We start from the raw sequence: 16,151 nt of genomic DNA, 5'->3' as shown, positions 1-16,151 counted from the left end.
TTCCTTGCCCTGACCGAGGAGTTGGTCGCCGATCAACAAGGTGAAGCTGTACCGGCCCGTGGCCGGCGAACCGGACGCCTACCCGCAGCTGACCCCGGCGCTGACCCGCCCGATCCGCTGGGAACTCATCACCCAGCAGTACGACCAGATGATCAAGTACGCGACCGCGATCCGGACCCGTACCGCGTCCACCGAGGCGATCCTGCGCCGCTTCACCCGCAACGCCTCCCACCCCACCTACGCGGCGATGCTGGAGGTCGGCCGCGCCCAGAAGACCATCTTCGTGGCCCGCTACCTGCGGCTGCGGGACCTACAGCGGGAGGTCGAGGAGGGCCTGAACGTGATGGAGTCCTCCAACGGCGCCAACAGCGTGATCGCGTACGGCAAGGGCGGGGAGATCGCCTCGAACCGGCGCGACGAGCAGGAGATGTTCGTGCTGTGCCTGCGGATTCTGCAATCGGCCCTGGTCTACGTGAACACCCTGATGCTCCAGGACATCCTCGGCGAACCCGAGTGGGCCGGCCTCCTCACGCCCGCCGACCGGCGGGGCCTGACCCCGCTGTTCTGGTCCCACGTCCGCCCGTACGGCGAGGTCACCCTCGACATGGCCGCCCGCCTCAGCCTCACCGCGGTCATGGTGCCCAGCCCTCGTACAGCGGGCGATGAGGAGCCGGCCGAGGAAGGCGCGGACGCATAAGGCTGTCCAGTCCCGCCACCGACGCGGTGCCGGTGACCCAGGCCACCAGCTCGGCGTCCACGAACGGGCGCCGTTTGCACTGTTCGACCAGGTCAGCCAGGTGCTCGCGCGAACATGCGGTCAGCCACGGCTTCCCGTCGAACTGCGGACCAGACGCGTGGACGACCGACCAATCCGGCACCAGCGGCACCAGCGCATCATCTCGGAGCCATCGGCGACCACCGTTCCTCACAGGTCACCCAGCTCGGGCAGATCCCTGGCACCACCCCGCCCGCCCCCTTCCTGCCTCCCAGCCCCGCCACCGCGCGTCAAGAGCGTGAAGAACGAAGAAGCAGCAGCTCAGAGGCTTGGCGTTTCTCGCCGATCAGCAAGAAATGCCGGGGCGGTCAACGACTCAGGATCGAAATCAAGTTCTCAGATCTGGTTCTGCCCGCCGTCGACGTAGATGTTCGCGCCGACGATGTAGCTGCTCTGTCCGGAAGCCAGGAACGCCACGGCGGCGGCGACCTCCTCAGGACGCCCTATGCGGCCCTTGGCCACGGTCGCGGCGACATTCTCCTTGACGGCGGACAGTGTCTCCTCGCCGCCGAAAATATTGGCGAGTCCGGGAGTTTCGACCCCGCCCGGCGACACCGCGTTGACCCTGACGCCCCGGCCTTTGAGTTCGTTGGACCATGTCCGCGCGAACGACCGGACGGCGGCCTTGGACGCCGCGTACGCGCCGAACGCCTCCATGCCGTTGTCGGCGGCTGTGGAGGAGGTCAGGATGACCGAGGCGCCGTCATTGAGCAGCGGGAGCGCCTTCTGCACGGTGAACAGAGTGCCCCGGACGTTGACTCCGAAGGTCTGGTCGAAGTGGTCTTCGGTGGTCTGCTCCAGCGTGACGAACGCACCGACCGCCGCGTTCGCGACGAGCACGTCCAGTCCCTGTCCCCTGGCGCGGACCGCGTCGTAGAGCCGGTCCAGGTCGGCTGTCTCGGAGATGTCGCCGACCACCGCGGTGGCCCTGGATGCTCCGATGGTCTCGATGGCGGCGTCCAACTCGGTCTTGCGCCGGCCTGTGATGAACACGTGCGCGCCCTCGTCTGCCAGACGTGCGGCGGTGGCCAGACCGATTCCGGTGCTGCCGCCGGTGACCACAGCCGTCCTGCCCTCAAGCTGTCCCATGCGAGTGCCTCCATAGCCCTCTGTGTTGACCTGCTTCGATAGCCATACTTCAGGAACACCCCGGTGCGGTGCATCATGTGTAGTCCTTATTTCTTTACGTATCGTCCAGAAGGGAGGAGCGCATGCTCGGCTCCGGCGATCCGATCACCGACGCCATCGGTCTTCTGCGCCCTCGCACCGTGATCGACCCCGGTCTCCATGCGGCGGGCCCCTGGGCGCTGCGCTTCGACCAGCCCTCGGATGTCAAGCTTGGCGTCGTCGCGCGCGGCACCTGCTGGCTGACCCTTGACGGGCACAAGCCCGTACTGCTGGAAGAGGGCGACTTCTACCTGCTGGGCAACCCCCCGCCCTACATCCTGGGCAGCACACTCACCGCACCATCGCGCCCCGCGAAGCCGGTGTGGGCAAGCGCCAAGGACGGTGTCGTACGCATCGGCCCGGAGGCCGAGGAAGACACATACCTCTGCGGTGGGCACTTCTCGTTCGAGGACACGAACGCCCCAGTCCTGGCCCAGGTCCTACCGCTGCTCGTGCTTGTCCGTGCCGCAGATCCCCGCGGCAAGCTCCTGGCACACCTCAGCGAGCTCCTGGTCTCCGAGACCAGGACCGCCGCCGCCGGCAGCTCTCTCGTCCTGAACCACCTCGCACAGGTCCTGTTCGTCCACATGCTGCGCGCCCACGCCGAACAGGCCGATCAGCCCACCGGCTGGCTGGGAGCGCTCAACGACGACGGTATCGGTGCCGCACTTCGCGCCATGCACACCGACGCGGCACACCCCTGGACGCTCAAAGAGCTTGCCGGTATCAGCCACATGTCACGTTCCGCGTTCGCCTCATCCTTCAGGAGCCGGGTTGGAACCACCCCGCTGGACTATCTGATCCAGTGGAGAATGAGCCTCGCCCGCGATGCCCTGAGCCGCGGCACGCGAACGATCTCCGAACTCGCGTTCACGATTGGCTACAAATCCGAGAGCGCGTTCAGCACCGCATTCCGCCGCGTGGTCGGTTCCTCACCCAAACAATTCCGCAAAACATCAACCTGCGCGGTCAACGGCCGTCCGGATCAGGGCCACTGACCCCGTACCGTGACGAGTACCCGTTCTCGAAGCCCATAGTCAGGGATCGAAATCAGGTTCTCAGGCCCGCTGCCCTGACTGTTGGGAGGCGCCGTGCTGCCGGCAGGAGCTCTCCCGCGGATTCAGTGCAGCGGGACCACGGCCCGGACTCCGGCGGCAACGCCTTGGCCACACACCGTGTCGTCCTCCCCGAGCGCCGCTGGCTCTGACCACCGTCAGCGGCATGCCGATCAGTAGCGCTGGGACCGACAACCCGAAGGTCGCACGAGCGCACGGGTGACCAAAAGGAGTCGCGCAAGTTCGCGAACACACGGCTCGTTCGCGCGGCGCTCCTCTATCGACCGATTGATGAGCAAGATCGGTAAGTGGCGGCGCGCGACCGGATCGACGCCGGATCATGCCCATAAAACGGTGTCAGAAAGTCGATGTGCTCAAGAACTTGAGGAGCACCGTTTTCTGTACGATCTGGCAGGTGCAGCCACCCCAGGACGACGCCGCCGATCTCCTCGCCCCCGTTCCAGCCGTACGGACCGGCAGCCTCGTGGGATACGCACGCGTGTCCACCAAGGGACAGTTGCTCGACCGGCAGATCCACGCACTCACCGAAGCAAGGTGCATCCGGATCTTCTCCGACAAGAAGTCCGGCAAGAACGCCGAACGCGAGGAACTGTGGAAGGCCCTCGACTACCTGCGCGAGGGCGACACCTTCGTCGTCCCGTCGCTGGACCGGCTCGGCCGCTCCATCCAGGACCTCATCGCGATCGTGTCCGGCCTGCGCAAGCGCGGCATCGGGTTCACCTCGCTGCATGAGGCGCTCGACACGACCACGCCCGGCGGGCGCCTGGTCTTCCACGTGTTCGCGGCGCTGGCGGAGTTCATCCGCGAACTTATCGTGCAGGGCACCAACGAGGGCCTGGACGCCGCCCGCGCCCGCGGCGCCCGGCTCGGCCGCCCGCCGGCGATGACGGAGGAGCAGGTACGTCACGCCCGCGACCTGCTCGCCCGTCCGGAGAACACCGTCACCTCGATCGCCAAGCTCCTCGGCGTCTCCCGCAACACCATCTACAACTACGTGCCCGAGCTCAAGGGTGGTCGCCTCGCACTCGCCGAGGCGACGAGCATGCCGGAACTGCCCCAACCCACCAGGTCAGAGGACTGATCACCGCCGTTTGCGGATGGTGACAGCGTTCTCACCGGCACCCCATCTCGTCAGCGACGGTGTGTGGCGCGTACGGACGGACGCCGGGGACGCGAGTCCGGGTACGGGGGTACGGGCGCTGCGAGAGAGCGGGGCGGAGGGGCGGCTCGTACCGGAGTTGCGGGCCGCGCTCGACGCGGACCCGGGGCTGCTCGGGCGGCTCGTACATCTGCTGCTGGACACGCACTTCCCGCCGTCGCTCCACGCGGACATCGCCGCCGACATCGGGCTCGACCTGGAGCTGGACGCCGTACGGTCGGCCCCCGTGCCCGGCGCCGTACGGGAGGACCGGCGGCGCGGTGTCGAGCTGCGCAGGCAGGTGCTCGTCGCCTACGAATACCGGTGCGCCTTCTGCGGGTTCGACGGTTCCCTCGGCGGGGTGCCGGTCGGGCTGAAGGCGGCGCACGTGCAGTGGTGGGCGTTCAAGGGGCCGGACGAGCTGTCCAACGCGCTGTGCCTGTACTCGCTGCACCACAAGCTCTTCGACCGGGGGGTGTTGGGGCTGGACTCCGGCCAACGCATCACCGTTTCGCGGGAGTTCGTGGGGCGTGGGGTTGCGGCGCGGAGCCACGTACTCGATCTGAGCGGGCGGGCGCTCCTCGGTCCGCAGAGCGGCAGCGCCGGTGTGGCCGCCGAACACGTCGACTGGCATACGGCGCAGGTGTTCCGTGGCGAGGCCCGGACGCCCGAGCCCGTCTGAGCAGACGGCCATCAGGTGCCGCTCTGCCGTTGGCTGATCTGCTGTCGGCCGAGGGACCCGATGTCAGGGCGGTGGCCGGGCAAGGGTGGGGAGGAACGCGCGGCGACCTGCGCCGCGTCACCTCAAGGAGGGCCCATGTCCCCGCTCGTCACCGACCTGGATTTCCCACCGACCCCCTTTGCCTCCTCCGCCTCCGAACAGGGCAACGGCGCGGCGGCGACGCCCTTCGACGACCATCTCGCCGCGCGGCTGCTGACCCAGCGGATCGTCGTGCTCGGCACCGAGGTCACGGACGTCTCCGCGAACCGGGTCTGCGCGCAGTTGCTGCTCCTGTCGGCGGAGGATCCGCGCGGCGACATCGGGCTCTACATCAACAGCCCCGGGGGCTCCGTGACGGCCGGGATGGCGATCTACGACACGATGCAGCTCATCCCGAACGACGTCGCCACCCTCGCCATCGGATTCGCCGCGAGCATGGGGCAGTTCCTGCTCGCGGTGGGGGCGAAGGGCAAGCGCGCCGCGCTGCCGAATGCGCGGATCATGATGCACCAGCCCTCGGCCGGCATCGGCGGCACCACCGCGGACATCGCGATCCAGGCCGAGAACCTCGAATTCATGAAGCGCGCCATCGAACGGATCACCGCCCAGCACACCGGCCAGTCACCGGAGACGATCTCCCGCGACGGCGACCGCGACCGGTGGTTCACGGCCGAACAGGCCAAGGAGTACGGCATGGTCGACCGGGTCGTCTCGTCGCTGGACGACGTACGGCCGGCCGCCGCGCAGCGACGGATCGGACTCTGACATGGGCCAGTACACGATTCCGACGGTCATCGAGCGCACACCGCAGGGCGGCGAGCGCGCGTACGACATCTACAGCCGTCTCCTGTCGGAGCGGATCATCTTCCTCGGCACGGAGATCGACGACGGCGTCGCGAACGTCGTCATCGCCCAACTGCTCCATCTGGAGTCCGCGCACCCGGGGACCGAGATCTCGATCTATCTCAACTCACCGGGAGGTTCGGCCACTTCACTGATGGCCATCTACGACACGATGACCTTCATCGGGTCGCCGATCTCGACGTTCTGCGTCGGCCAGGCGGCCTCGACCGCCGCCGTGCTGCTGGCGGGCGGGGACCCGGGGCGGCGCTACGTCCTCGAACACGCCCGGGTGCTGCTCGGGCAGCCCGCGAGCGGCGGCCACCAGGGGACGGTCTCCGACCTCAGCCTCCGGGCCAAGGAGATGGTACGGATCCGCTCGGAGGTCGAGGAGATCCTGTCCCGGCACACCCCCCACGACGTGGAGACCCTGCGCGCGGACATGGACCGCGACCGGGTCTTCACACCGCACGAGGCGGTGGCGTACGGGCTGGCCGACGAGGTGCTGAGCCGGAGGCGGGTCCCGGGTTCGCTGAGGGGATAAGTTCGCTGAGGGGATAAGGGGGTCAGGCCGCCAGGCGCGCTGCGGACTGCCGCGACCAGGTCCCCCGCGCGCCGCGCCCCGCCAGCGCCGTGACCGTGCCGTCGCCCGTACCTCCCGAAGGGCGGTTCTGGCGGGCCCGGTCGAGGCGGACGAGTTCGCCGTGGGAGCGCGCGAGCAGATCGGCCAGTCCGAGTCCGAGGGCCCCCGCGGCGGCGGCCAGGACCTCGGACGACGCCTCCTTGCGACCGCGTTCCAGCTCCGAGAGGTACGGCATGGAGATCCGGGCCGCCTCGGCCACGTCCTTGAGGGTGCGCTCCTGCGCCTGGCGCTCGCGCCGCAGGACATCCCCGACGAGATGCCGCCAAAGGGGGTCCTTGGCCTGCTTCCTGGGCGCGGGGGCCGCCTGCGCCGTACGCGGGCGCAGGGGTACGACGCGGGCTCGGTCCGGCTGGTGGCTCGTCACCCTCTCAGGGTAGGGGTGTCAGGCCCGGCCGTCAGGGGGTCCCGGTTGCGCCCCCGGCGAAACGGGCGGGGCCTGGGGTGGCCCGGGAGGCGGTGCTCCGAGGTGTGCCATGACCACGTCCCGTACGCGGAGCACGGCGTCCGGTTCGAGTACGGCGAGGACGGGCAGGGCGTGGTGCCAGTCCTCGGCCGTCAACGCCTTGCGGAGGAGGGGGAGGGCGCGGGCACGGTTGGCGGGGGTGGCCTCACGGGGTGCGACGAGCGATGCCAGTTGACGGATCGCGTGGGTGAAGTCGTGGGCCGGATCTGATACCTGGAGAATCAGTCGATGGGCTTCCGCCCCGGCTGCGTACGCGGCGAGCGAGGCGTATTCCGCGACCGGCCGGACGCGGGAGAATGAGGTGAATGAACGGTCCAACAGTTCGACGGCGGCTCCGTCGTCGCCCAAGGCCATGAGGGCCAGGGCCGCGGCACCACTCTGCTCCTCCGACATTCTCGACAGCCGCTGTCGAGCACTTTCCGAACCGGACCTCGAATCCAGCAGCGCCCGCAGAACCGGAGCCTCCCACGTGTAGCTGGCGCCGCTGACGCGGCGAACGGTGTCCACGATGCGGTCCGTGCGACCCGTACCGTCGTGGCCCGCGGCCACGAGCAGGCAGGCGAACGTCACGAAGACCCGGCCGTCGACCGTGGACTCACCGGACAGCGCGTGCCGCCACAGGTCGTCCATGAAGTCCACAGCCGTGGCGGGTGCGCGCTCCCGAAGTGCGGTGGCTACGGCGATGAGCGCCAGGTTCCTGGCGTCCGTGTCCTCGAAGGCGCTGACGCGGAAGCTGTCGGACCGCCCGTCCCGGACAGCCTCGGCCACGGCGCGCGCACGGTCGTCGGCACCGGCGTACCCCAGCGCCTGCGCGGCCACGATCATGGCGCGCGCGTGGTCCAGCCAGTCGTCGATGCCCGCAGCTCCATCCGCCGCCGCCTGTGCCAGGCGCAGCGCCTCATCGCGGCTCAACGCGTCCGCCGCCCCAGCCGCCCCAGCCGTCGAATGTTCCACCGACAGCGCCGCGAGCGCCCAGACACGTACCGCTTCTGTGCCGATCCGCCCGGTCAGGGACTCGGCCTCGCCGAACCGGCCGATGGCCGCCAGCGCCCCCGCCAGGACGGCGACGGACTCGTCGGTATCGCGGTAGTGCGTCTCGCGGCCGAGCACGGCCGCCGTACGTTCCGCCTCCGCCACCAGCCGCGCCGCCGACTCCGCGTCATCGGCCACGACGCATCCAGCCAGTGCGGAGAGCGTCTCTGCGGCCAGCCACGCGTGCCCGCCGGGATCCGCGAGCACGGCCGACTCCAGCGCGGCGGCACGGCCCGCCGCCGCGAGCACCGCGGTCACCTTGGGCAGGGTCCAGGTCACGCCCAGCCCCGCGCTGTCTTCCTTTCCAGCCTTCAGCGCGGCCCACGCCTCATCGGCCCGCCCCTCACGGGCCCGGCCCAGCGCAAGGGCCGTCCACACCCGCGGTGCGTCCTTCAACAGCGTGGGAACAGACTCCAGGAGTTCCTGTGCTTCATCGACCGCACCGGTGTCCGCCAGCGCGACAACCACCTCGTCGACGAGTTGGAAGGACCGTACGGTCGGCTCCAGATCGCGCAGCTCCCCCCTCACATTTCGTGCCGCCCGCCGTGCGAGCCGGACCGCCTCTTCCGGACGGGCGTCGTGCAGGGCACTGGCGGCGGCTGCCAGACCACGGGTGTCGGCGTGCTCCGCGGCCCGCGAGATCCGGTCGTGAAGGTGGTCCTGGCGATGCGGATCAACGGCCGCGTACCCCTCCGCCACTTCGCCCATCGCCCTTATCCCTCTGGCGTGGGACATCTTGTGGGCTGATTCCTCCGCTTCACGCAGCAGCCTGGACGCGCGGTCGGGGTCCCGCCGGCTCACGGCCGCCGCCACCTCCACCGCGGGCGACTCCCCGGTCGAGAACACTTCCGGTTGAAGGAACCCAACCATGCTGAGCGCCAGGCTCGTCCGCCCTGCCGTGGCCACGGCCACCGCGGCTGCCGTCACATCCGCCTTGAGCAAGGCGACCCACTTGCGGTCTGTCATCGACAGCCACGACGCCAGCCCCATCACCTCCTGCGCCAGAGCCTCCGCCTGACCGTCCCCCCGCTCCGCCAACACGCGCGCCACTCCCGCCAGCGCCCGCGCCCGGTCCGACGGCCGGAACACACTCCGTGCCATACCCACCGCACGCCGCGTGTGCCCCAGCCGCGCCAGCGCCACCGGGATCCCCGGCGGCAGCGCCCGGTTGCGGCGGGCCAGCAGGGCGTCGGCCGCCGTCAGGGCCGCCAGGGAACCGATGTCGCTGTCCTCTGCCGCGTGTACCGCCCCCCGCACTGCCCTGATCTCCGCCAGGCCCGCCGCGTCGCTGCCCGTCGCCTCGCGCAGGCGGTCGCCGCGCCGGAGATCCGTGGCGAGGGCCGTCGCCCGGTCGAGGTCGCCCAGCGCAGTCACCATGCGTCCGTACGCATGGAGGAGGTACGACGGGGTGTCCTGCGGCCAGCCGCGTTCCGCGTACCGCGCGGCCCAGGTGTGCAGGCGTTCCCGGTACGGCCGTACGTCGGGGCCCAGTTCGGCCAGGGCCGTGGCCAACAGCGTCTCGTGGGCGAAGAGATAGCCGCGGCTCTCGTCGTACGACCTGCCCGACGGACCACCACTGCCGCCGCTCTGGCCCCGCATCCGCAGAATGCGGCCGAACGCACTGCCCAGCCGCGCCCGCACCGCCATCTGCTGGGCCCCGGTGAGGTGGCGCAGGTCGTCCAGAGTCAGGCTGCCGCGCGCTGCCGCGAGCAGGCCGACGAGGTCTCTGCTCAGGTCGTCCCCGGTCAGCGCCTGGGAGAGGTCGTACGTGGCCTCGTACTGGGTGTGGAGTGCCGCCTCGGCCGTGCTCAGCCGGACGGCCTCGCACCCCCGCAGTGGGTGGCCGCTCGTGACGTCGGGCGGGACGCCGGGGCCCGGTCGGCTGGTCACCAGGACCCGGACGTTGGGCGGCAGCCGCCGGGGCAGGAGTGAGGCGATGCTCGGGCCCGCGCCGCCGGGGGCGAGGGACTGGTCCTCGTCCAGGCCGTCGACGACGAGCAGCAACGTGCCGCCATCCTGTGCGACCCGCTCCGCCGCCTCCTTCAGCAGCAGCTTGCGCTCGCCCTCGCGGGCGATCGCGGAGCGGTGGTCAGTGGGTTCGCGGCCCGCGATCGCGGCGAGTTGGTCGGTCACCGCCTCGGCGTACGCGGCGCTGTCGCTCTGGCTCGCGAAGCGTGCGGTGATGAAGAACCACACGGGCACCACCCCGCGCGGCGGATGCAGCGCGAACCAGGCCGCCAGGGCGGTCTTCCCGGCCCACGGCGGCGCCTGGAGCCACTGGTAGGGGTCGGGGCCGCCGCAGAACGCGGTGAGGTCCCGGAGCTCGTGGCTACGGCCGGACAGGTCGGCCGGGGCGATGTCCTCCAGTTGGGCCCTGAACGCCTCCTGGATCAGGTCGAGTCCGGACGGGGGCACCACATCGGGCAGATCCGTCAGGGCCAGGCTTCCGCAGCCCAGGGTCTCTTCCAGCTCCCGGAGCGCCTGGGGGGCCAGTCGCTCCGGCCAGCGGTCCACGCGCCGCGCGGCGAGGCGGCCCGCGCCGTCGCCGAGGTGGTGGTGGGCCACGATGCCGACCATCCGGCCGCCGGCGAACACCGGCGCACCCGACATGCCCTCCCAGGGAGAACGGGCCGCGTCTGGAGGGAAGTTGGGAGGTGTCGTGGCCAGGTCGAGCGTGCCCTCACGGCGGTTGGAGAGGACGGCGCAGGTCGCGTGGACGTGCTCGGAGTCGCGGTAGCGCGAACCGTCCTTGTCCGTACGGAGCTTGAAGCCCGGGAAGCCGATCGCGCTGCACCGCAGCACCGCGTCGGAGTCGCCGACCCTGGCGAAGCGCACCGGCTCCGGTGGCGGGCCGTCCGCCGGTACGGCCAGGACCGCCACGTCGATCCCGGTGTCCGACCACGTCACCTCGGCCCGGGCCGTACGCTCGCCCGGCCGGTCGGCGTCGAACCGTACGCGGATCCCCGTGGCGCCCGCCACGACATGCGCCGCGGTCAGCAGCCGGCCGGGCGCGACCAGATACCCCGAGCCCCGGCGCCCGCCGTCGGGCAGGGCGACGATGATCTCGGCGGCGCGGTCGGCCCGTAGCGCCTCCTCGGTGGTCCGCCCCTCCCGTGTCATGGCGCGCTCAGCGTTCGCCGTCGGCCTCGTCGCCCACGATCAGGACGGGGCCCGTCACGGCGCCGGGCGCGACCAGGACGGGCTGGAGGGTGAGGGTGATCCGCTGTGTCTGCGCGTGCGTGTACGAGGCGTCGGCGCCCGCTTCGGCGACCCAGAAGCGGACCTTCCCGTTCGCGGAACCCGCCCGGTCCACGGCGACGGTCGCCTCGACCTCCACCGGCCCCAGTTCGAACCGGACCGCCTCGTCCTGGCCGTCCGCCATCGCGGAGTTCAGCTCCTGCCGCAACTCGCGGATCAGCTCGGACAGTTCGATCATGCCGCCCCCCGGTTCCCTTCCGTCACGCCCCGTATCCCCGTACGCACCGTGCGGGAATGCTACAAGCCCGCACCCCACCGCGCGCCGCACCTGATGTGACGCACGGCACACGGAGAGGAAAACCCGCACACCCCCTCCATGCGTCTGGCCGGTGTGGGATCACGCAGGAGGAAACCAGCGGAGCTGGACGAGGAGAGACTCGTCCGGCTCGTCGCCAAGGGCGACCGCGTCGCGTTCGAGGAGTTGTACCGGCGTACGGCGCCCTGGCTGGCCGTACGGCTGCGCAGGCGGTGTGCCGACGAGCAGATCGTCGCCGAGGTCATGCAGGAGACGTACCTCGCCGTGTGGCGCGCCGCGGGCGCGTTCGCGGGGGCCGCGGTCGGCGGGTCCGCCGTCGGGTGGCTGTGGACGATCGCGGCCCGTCGCCTCATCGACGCCTTCCGGCGGCGCGCGCACCAGGCGCGGCTGCCCGAGGCGATCGCCGGGCACGCGGGCGCCGCCGGGGCCGTGGCGCCGGCCGCCGAGGACGAGGTGCTGGCCGGCTCGGTCGGCGGCGAGGTCGGGGACGCGCTGGGCGCTCTGGCGCCCGAACTCCGGGACGTACTACGGGCCATGGTGCTGGACGGGCTGACCGTACGGGAGACGTCCGTCCTGCTCGGAGTGCCGGAGGGCACCGTCAAGACCCGCGCGCGGCGGGCACGGAGAGCGATGCGGGAGGCTCTGTCATGAGCGGAGAGACCAGCGAAGAGACCAGCGGGGACATCAGCGGGGACATCAGCGGGGAAACCAGCGGAGACACGCGCGAAGAGGCCGATGCGGAACAGGGGACCCGGCACGCCTCCGGCGGCCTCATCCTCCGGTACGCGCGCGGCGACACCGGTATCCCCGCCGACCGGGTCTGGGCCCTCGAAGCCCATCTGGAGTCCTGCGCCGCCTGCCGCGGGCGCCTCGCCACCGCCACCGCCGCGCACGCCCCGGCGGTCGCCACGCTCGTCGACGGCGTCTGGTCGGAACTGGCGCCCCTGCTCCCCGGCACCGTGCCCATGCCACGCCGCTCCCGCCATCCGGTGCTCGCGTCCTGGGCGTCGCCGGTGATGGTGCCCTGGCTCTGCATGACCGTGGTCGCCGGGCTCCTCGCCGTGTTCCTCGACGCCGTGTCCACCCAGTCCCTCTCCCTCGTCGCGCTGCTGGCCCCGGTCCTGCCGGTGTTCGGCGTCGCCGCGTCGTGGGCGCGCGGGCTCGATCCGGCGTACGAGATCGTCACGGCCACCCCGCGCGCCGGGCTCCATCTGGTGCTCAGGCGGACGACGTCCATGCTCGTCGTGGTCATCTCCGTGCTGGCGGTGGCCGGTTGGCTCACCGGTACGGCGCTCGCGCAGTGGCTGCTGCCCTGTCTCGCCTTCACCACCGGCACGCTCGCGCTCGGCGGGCTGATCGGGGTGACGCGCGCCGCGACCGCCCTGGTGGCGGTGTGGGCCGTGGTGATCGTGGCGCCGACCGTGGCCCTGAGCGGTACGGCCTTCGCCCTGCGGACCGGCGCCCTGCCGGTGTGGGGCGTGCTCTTCGTGCTCGGGGTGGCCGTCGTGGTCGCCCGCAGGGGCGCGTACACCGTTCTCGGCGCTCAGCGCTGAGAACAGCGGATACCGCAGTGCTCAGCGCTGAGAACAGCGGATACCGCAGACGCAGCGGATACAGCAGATACCTACAAGCAGGAAGTGAGGAGGTTCCTCCATGACGCGTGCCGTGACACGTGCCGTGACACGTGCCGTGACCGCCGCCGAAGTGGCGCCCAGGACCTACGCCTGGGAGATCAGAGCGGAGGCGCTGAAGGTACGGGCGGGCGGGCGGAAGATCGCCGTCGACGGGCTCGACCTGGAGCTGGGCACCGGTGTGCACGGGCTCCTCGGGCCCAACGGGGCGGGCAAGACCACCCTCATCCGTGCGCTCGCCACCGTACTGAACCCCGTCTCCGGCACCCTCGAACTGCTCGGCGCGTCCACCGGTGACCAGAGCCGGCGGCGCGAGCTGCGGCGCCGGATCGGCTATCTGCCGCAGGAGTTCGGGTACTACAAACGCTTCACCGTCCGTGAGTTCGTCGAGTACATGGCGTGGCTCAAGGAGGTCCCCGCGCACGACATCCCCGGGGCGGTCCAGCGTGCCGTCGAGCGCGTGGGTCTCGCCGACCGCGCCGACCACCGGATGAAGACCCTGTCCGGCGGCATGGTGCGCCGCGTGGGCATCGCGCAGGCGATCGTCAACGATCCGGCGGTCCTGCTGCTCGACGAGCCGACCGTCGGGCTCGACCCGGCGCAGCGGCTGCGCTTCCGCGAGCTGCTGATCCAACTCGGCGCGGAAAGCTGCGTCGTGGTCTCCACGCACCTCGTGGAGGACGTCGCCGCGGCCTGTACGGACGTGGTGCTCATCGCGGACGGCCACCTGGTCTTCCGGGGCACCCCGGACGAACTCTCCGCCGCGGGCGGCGAGAAGCATGCGGGCGACAGCCCGCTGGAACGCGGTTACACCGCGCTGCTGGCCCGCCCCGAGCAGGGGAAGGGCGGTGCCTGGTGACCGCCTCCCCGCCCGCCCCCGTACTCCCCGCGCCCGTGGACGAAACGGCCTCGCCAGCAGGTCGCGGCACCGGCCCCGGACGGATTCTGCGGATCGAACTACGGCGTTCCGCGGCCCTGTTCACGGGCGCGCTCGTCCTGGTCGCCCCGCTCGCCTACCTGAACCTCCTCACCGGCCCCTGGGTGCACGGCGACGAGCAGTGGACCGCCGGCTACACCGCCGCCGCCTGGTGGCAGCGGGAGCTCCTGGTGTTCCTGTGGCCCGGAGCGGTGGTCGCCGGGGCGGTCCAGGGGTTGCGGGACAGCCGCTCCGGTACGTCCGAACTCCTCGCGGCCACGTCCCGCCCCACCTGGCACCGCGCCGCCGGCCTCGCGACCGCCTTCGCGCTCACCCTCACCACCGCCTACCTGTTGGTGTTCCTGTCCGGTGCGGTCCAGGTCGTCGCCAACAGCGGCTACCCGCACCTGGGTTGGCTGCCGATCGCGGTCGTCGGGGCGCTCTCGCTGGTCGCCGGTTGCTGGCTCGGCATGGGGATCGCCAAGGCCCTGCCGTCGCGGTTCACCCCGCCCGCGCTCGGCGTGGGGACCCTGCTGTGCGCGATGGTGCTCAGCGGCTACGTACTGCCGGATCCCGCACCGCAGCAGGTCATGCTGATGGCGCCGTCGCTGATGGGTCCGCGCAGCGCGTTCCTCACCGTCGCCTGGCAGGCGAGCGCGGGTCAGGCGCTGTGGCTGCTCGGTATGGCGGCCACCGGTTTCCTGCTGCTGGCCACGGTGGGGCGGCGCGCCCCCCGTGCGGTACGGATCCGTGCCCGGCTGGTCGCGCTGGCGCCGATGGCGCTGGGCGCGGCGGTCGCGCTGCCGATTCTGCCGGGCGACCTGTACGACACGTACATCACCGACGCGTCGGTGACGGAGCCGGAGTGCGAGGGCCGCGTCTGCGTCACGCGCCTGCACGAGTCCCGGCTGGACGGGTTCGCCGGTCCCGCCGAGGAGGCGCTGCGGCTGCTGTCCCGGCTTCCCGGTGCGCCGACGTCCGTACGGGAGTCGGTCACGCCGTGGCCGCCCGGCGCTCCGGTACGGCGCGAGGCGGCGGTCCTGCCCGTGGACTTCGAGGCGCGGTATCTCGACGGGGCCACGCCCGAGGAGACCACCCGCGCCCTGCTGGCCGGTGCCGGGACGGCGCCGTGCCGCGACGCCTACGCGGACCCGGTCACCAGCGAGGAGCGGGAGGAGGGACTGACGGAGGCGGAGCTGACGTCCCAGGAGACGCTGGCCGTACGGGAATTGGCGGCGCGTACGGTGACCGCCGCCTGGTTCACCGGGGAGCTGAAGCCGCTGCCCGGCCTGAACTACGTACGCGAGGAGGCCGACGTACTGGCCCGTCCCGCCTGGGAGGCGCTGCGCGCGCTGCCCGCCGCTGAACAGCGCGAACGGATCGTGGCACTGCGGGACGCCACGCTCGCCTGCGACGCCGAGGAGACCGTACGCGGCGGCGAGCAGGACCTGCTGAAGGTGCTGACGGACGGCGCGAGTGGTCCGGGTGGTACGAGTGGTGCGGGTGGTGCGGGTGACGGCTCCCGCGCCACGGACGGTACGGGCGGTACGGGCGGTACGAGCGGCGGCGCCCGGTGAGCAGAGCGCCTTCCGTGCTGCGCGGTCCCGCCCTGTACGCCCGCTCCCGCCATCTCCCCGCCGCGCTCGCCGGGGCGGCGCTCACCGCCGCCCTGGCGGGGTGGTCCGCGTCCGCCTGGTCGCCGGTCGACCCGAGGATACGGGCGCTGCTGATGGTCTCCGCGGTGGTGGCGTCCGCGTCCGGGCTGAGCGGTCAGGACGCGGCGCTCGACCGTACGGCGGCGCGCCGCTGGGCGCCGCTCCGGGTGGCGCACGTGGCGCTGATCGGGGTGCTCGCCGTGGCGGTGCTGCTGTTGTGCACCCCGTCCGGGCGGGCCTTCGAGGCCGGTTACGTCGTGGTCGACGCGGCCGGGGCCGCGGGCGCCGTGGCGCTCGGGGCGTGGCTGTGGGGCGGCCGGTCCGCGTGGGCGCTGCCGCTGGGGTGGTGCGGGGTGGCGTTCTTCGTACCGTCCACGGAGGAGGTCTGGGCGCAGGCGGCGACCTGGATGCTCCAGCCGCCCGGCACCACCGCCGCCGTCTGGACGGCCGCGCTCCTCGCCGTCGGCGGCGGGGCGGCGTACGCGCTGGCCGGTCCTCGCCGTTGACGTTCACCCGGCGGACACCCCACCGTCGTACGGATGCCACCGGCCGGGGCGGGGAGAGGTGAGTGGATGTCCGC

Annotated in this window: 14 protein-coding genes and 1 pseudogene; 11 read left to right on the top strand and 4 right to left on the bottom strand. The window is 71.6% G+C overall.

Annotation, left to right across the window (positions count from 1 at the left end):
- Window positions 1–40 precede the first annotated feature (40 nt).
- On the top strand, window positions 41–697 hold the full coding sequence (locus ACIBJC_RS11900; protein WP_399290834.1) for a Tn3 family transposase: 657 nt from the start codon (window positions 41–43) through the stop codon (window positions 695–697).
- A 414-nt stretch (window positions 698–1,111) separates the two neighbouring features.
- Here ACIBJC_RS11900 and ACIBJC_RS11895 read toward each other — a convergent pair whose 3' ends face one another.
- A complete protein-coding gene (locus ACIBJC_RS11895) occupies window positions 1,112–1,864 on the bottom strand; it encodes an SDR family NAD(P)-dependent oxidoreductase (protein ID WP_399290831.1) in 753 nt (250 codons plus the stop codon).
- A gap of 122 nt (window positions 1,865–1,986) precedes the next feature.
- Here ACIBJC_RS11895 and ACIBJC_RS11890 point away from each other — a divergent pair, with 122 nt between their 5' ends.
- From ACIBJC_RS11890 to ACIBJC_RS11870, 5 genes and pseudogenes are all read left to right on the top strand, one after another.
- Window positions 1,987–2,940, top strand: coding sequence for an AraC family transcriptional regulator (locus ACIBJC_RS11890; RefSeq protein WP_399290828.1), 954 nt, complete (start codon window positions 1,987–1,989; stop codon window positions 2,938–2,940).
- Window positions 2,941–3,481: 541 nt separating this feature from the next.
- Window positions 3,482–4,099 carry a recombinase family protein gene (locus ACIBJC_RS11885; protein WP_399291227.1) on the top strand — a complete coding sequence of 206 codons (618 nt, stop codon included), beginning with the start codon at window positions 3,482–3,484 and terminating at the stop codon, window positions 4,097–4,099.
- A 34-nt stretch (window positions 4,100–4,133) separates the two neighbouring features.
- Window positions 4,134–4,838 (top strand): annotated as a pseudogene (locus ACIBJC_RS11880) (phosphorothioated DNA-binding restriction endonuclease); the annotation flags it as partial.
- Between the two features lie 135 nt (window positions 4,839–4,973).
- Complete coding sequence (locus ACIBJC_RS11875; RefSeq protein ID WP_399290825.1) at window positions 4,974–5,642, top strand: ClpP family protease; 669 nt, start codon at window positions 4,974–4,976, stop codon at window positions 5,640–5,642.
- A 1-nt stretch (window position 5,643) separates the two neighbouring features.
- On the top strand, window positions 5,644–6,261 hold the full coding sequence (locus tag ACIBJC_RS11870) for a ClpP family protease (protein ID WP_399290822.1): 618 nt from the start codon (window positions 5,644–5,646) through the stop codon (window positions 6,259–6,261).
- A 22-nt stretch (window positions 6,262–6,283) separates the two neighbouring features.
- On the opposite strand, the gene ACIBJC_RS11865 is transcribed toward ACIBJC_RS11870, so the two are convergent.
- The 3 genes from ACIBJC_RS11865 to ACIBJC_RS11855 are packed head-to-tail and all read right to left on the bottom strand — an operon-like array spanning window position 6,284 to window position 11,291.
- Window positions 6,284–6,724: a helix-turn-helix domain-containing protein gene (locus ACIBJC_RS11865; protein WP_399290819.1), complete on the bottom strand. Its 441-nt coding sequence runs from the start codon at window positions 6,722–6,724 to the stop codon at window positions 6,284–6,286.
- Window positions 6,725–6,742: 18 nt separating this feature from the next.
- Entirely contained in the window at window positions 6,743–10,975 is a 4,233-nt protein-coding gene (locus ACIBJC_RS11860) for a trypsin-like peptidase domain-containing protein (protein ID WP_399290816.1), read from the bottom strand.
- A 7-nt stretch (window positions 10,976–10,982) separates the two neighbouring features.
- A complete protein-coding gene (locus ACIBJC_RS11855) occupies window positions 10,983–11,291 on the bottom strand; it encodes a trypco2 family protein (RefSeq protein WP_399290813.1) in 309 nt (102 codons plus the stop codon).
- 138 nt (window positions 11,292–11,429) lie between these two features.
- Here ACIBJC_RS11855 and ACIBJC_RS11850 point away from each other — a divergent pair, with 138 nt between their 5' ends.
- The 5 genes from ACIBJC_RS11850 (at window position 11,430) to ACIBJC_RS11830 (ending at window position 16,077) form a co-directional block, all read left to right on the top strand.
- A complete protein-coding gene (locus ACIBJC_RS11850) occupies window positions 11,430–12,020 on the top strand; it encodes an RNA polymerase sigma factor (RefSeq protein WP_399290810.1) in 591 nt (196 codons plus the stop codon).
- Window positions 12,017–12,922 carry a zf-HC2 domain-containing protein gene (locus ACIBJC_RS11845; RefSeq protein WP_399290807.1) on the top strand — a complete coding sequence of 302 codons (906 nt, stop codon included), beginning with the start codon at window positions 12,017–12,019 and terminating at the stop codon, window positions 12,920–12,922. Before ACIBJC_RS11850 ends, ACIBJC_RS11845 begins: the two co-directional genes overlap by 4 nt.
- Window positions 12,923–13,022: 100 nt before the next feature.
- Window positions 13,023–13,859, top strand: coding sequence for an ABC transporter ATP-binding protein (locus tag ACIBJC_RS11840; RefSeq protein WP_399290804.1), 837 nt, complete (start codon window positions 13,023–13,025; stop codon window positions 13,857–13,859).
- The gene (locus ACIBJC_RS11835) at window positions 13,856–15,493 is read left to right on the top strand and encodes a hypothetical protein (RefSeq protein WP_399290802.1); all 1,638 of its coding nucleotides are present in this window, start codon (window positions 13,856–13,858) and stop codon (window positions 15,491–15,493) included. Before ACIBJC_RS11840 ends, ACIBJC_RS11835 begins: the two co-directional genes overlap by 4 nt.
- Complete coding sequence (locus ACIBJC_RS11830) at window positions 15,490–16,077, top strand: hypothetical protein (RefSeq protein ID WP_399290799.1); 588 nt, start codon at window positions 15,490–15,492, stop codon at window positions 16,075–16,077. The genes ACIBJC_RS11835 and ACIBJC_RS11830 overlap by 4 nt, the downstream gene beginning before the upstream one ends.
- Window positions 16,078–16,151: the final 74 nt, after the last annotated feature.

Origin of the sequence: Streptomyces sp. NPDC050509 (assembly GCF_044457965.1) — a bacterium.
Taxonomy (GTDB): Bacteria; Actinomycetota; Actinomycetes; order Streptomycetales; family Streptomycetaceae; genus Streptomyces.
This window is presented reverse-complemented; position numbering and strand designations above follow the sequence as displayed.

Coding starts and splice junctions, on each gene's coding strand:
- ACIBJC_RS11895 (WP_399290831.1), bottom strand. CDS start 1,864: ATGGGACAGCTTGAGGGCAGGACGGCTGTGGTCACCGGCGGCAGCACC.
- ACIBJC_RS11890 (WP_399290828.1), top strand. CDS start 1,987: ATGCTCGGCTCCGGCGATCCGATCACCGACGCCATCGGTCTTCTGCGC.
- ACIBJC_RS11875 (WP_399290825.1), top strand. CDS start 4,974: ATGTCCCCGCTCGTCACCGACCTGGATTTCCCACCGACCCCCTTTGCC.
- ACIBJC_RS11870 (WP_399290822.1), top strand. CDS start 5,644: ATGGGCCAGTACACGATTCCGACGGTCATCGAGCGCACACCGCAGGGC.
- ACIBJC_RS11860 (WP_399290816.1), bottom strand. CDS start 10,975: ATGACACGGGAGGGGCGGACCACCGAGGAGGCGCTACGGGCCGACCGC.
- ACIBJC_RS11855 (WP_399290813.1), bottom strand. CDS start 11,291: ATGATCGAACTGTCCGAGCTGATCCGCGAGTTGCGGCAGGAGCTGAAC.
- ACIBJC_RS11850 (WP_399290810.1), top strand. CDS start 11,430: ATGCGTCTGGCCGGTGTGGGATCACGCAGGAGGAAACCAGCGGAGCTG.
- ACIBJC_RS11845 (WP_399290807.1), top strand. CDS start 12,017: ATGAGCGGAGAGACCAGCGAAGAGACCAGCGGGGACATCAGCGGGGAC.
- ACIBJC_RS11840 (WP_399290804.1), top strand. CDS start 13,023: ATGACGCGTGCCGTGACACGTGCCGTGACACGTGCCGTGACCGCCGCC.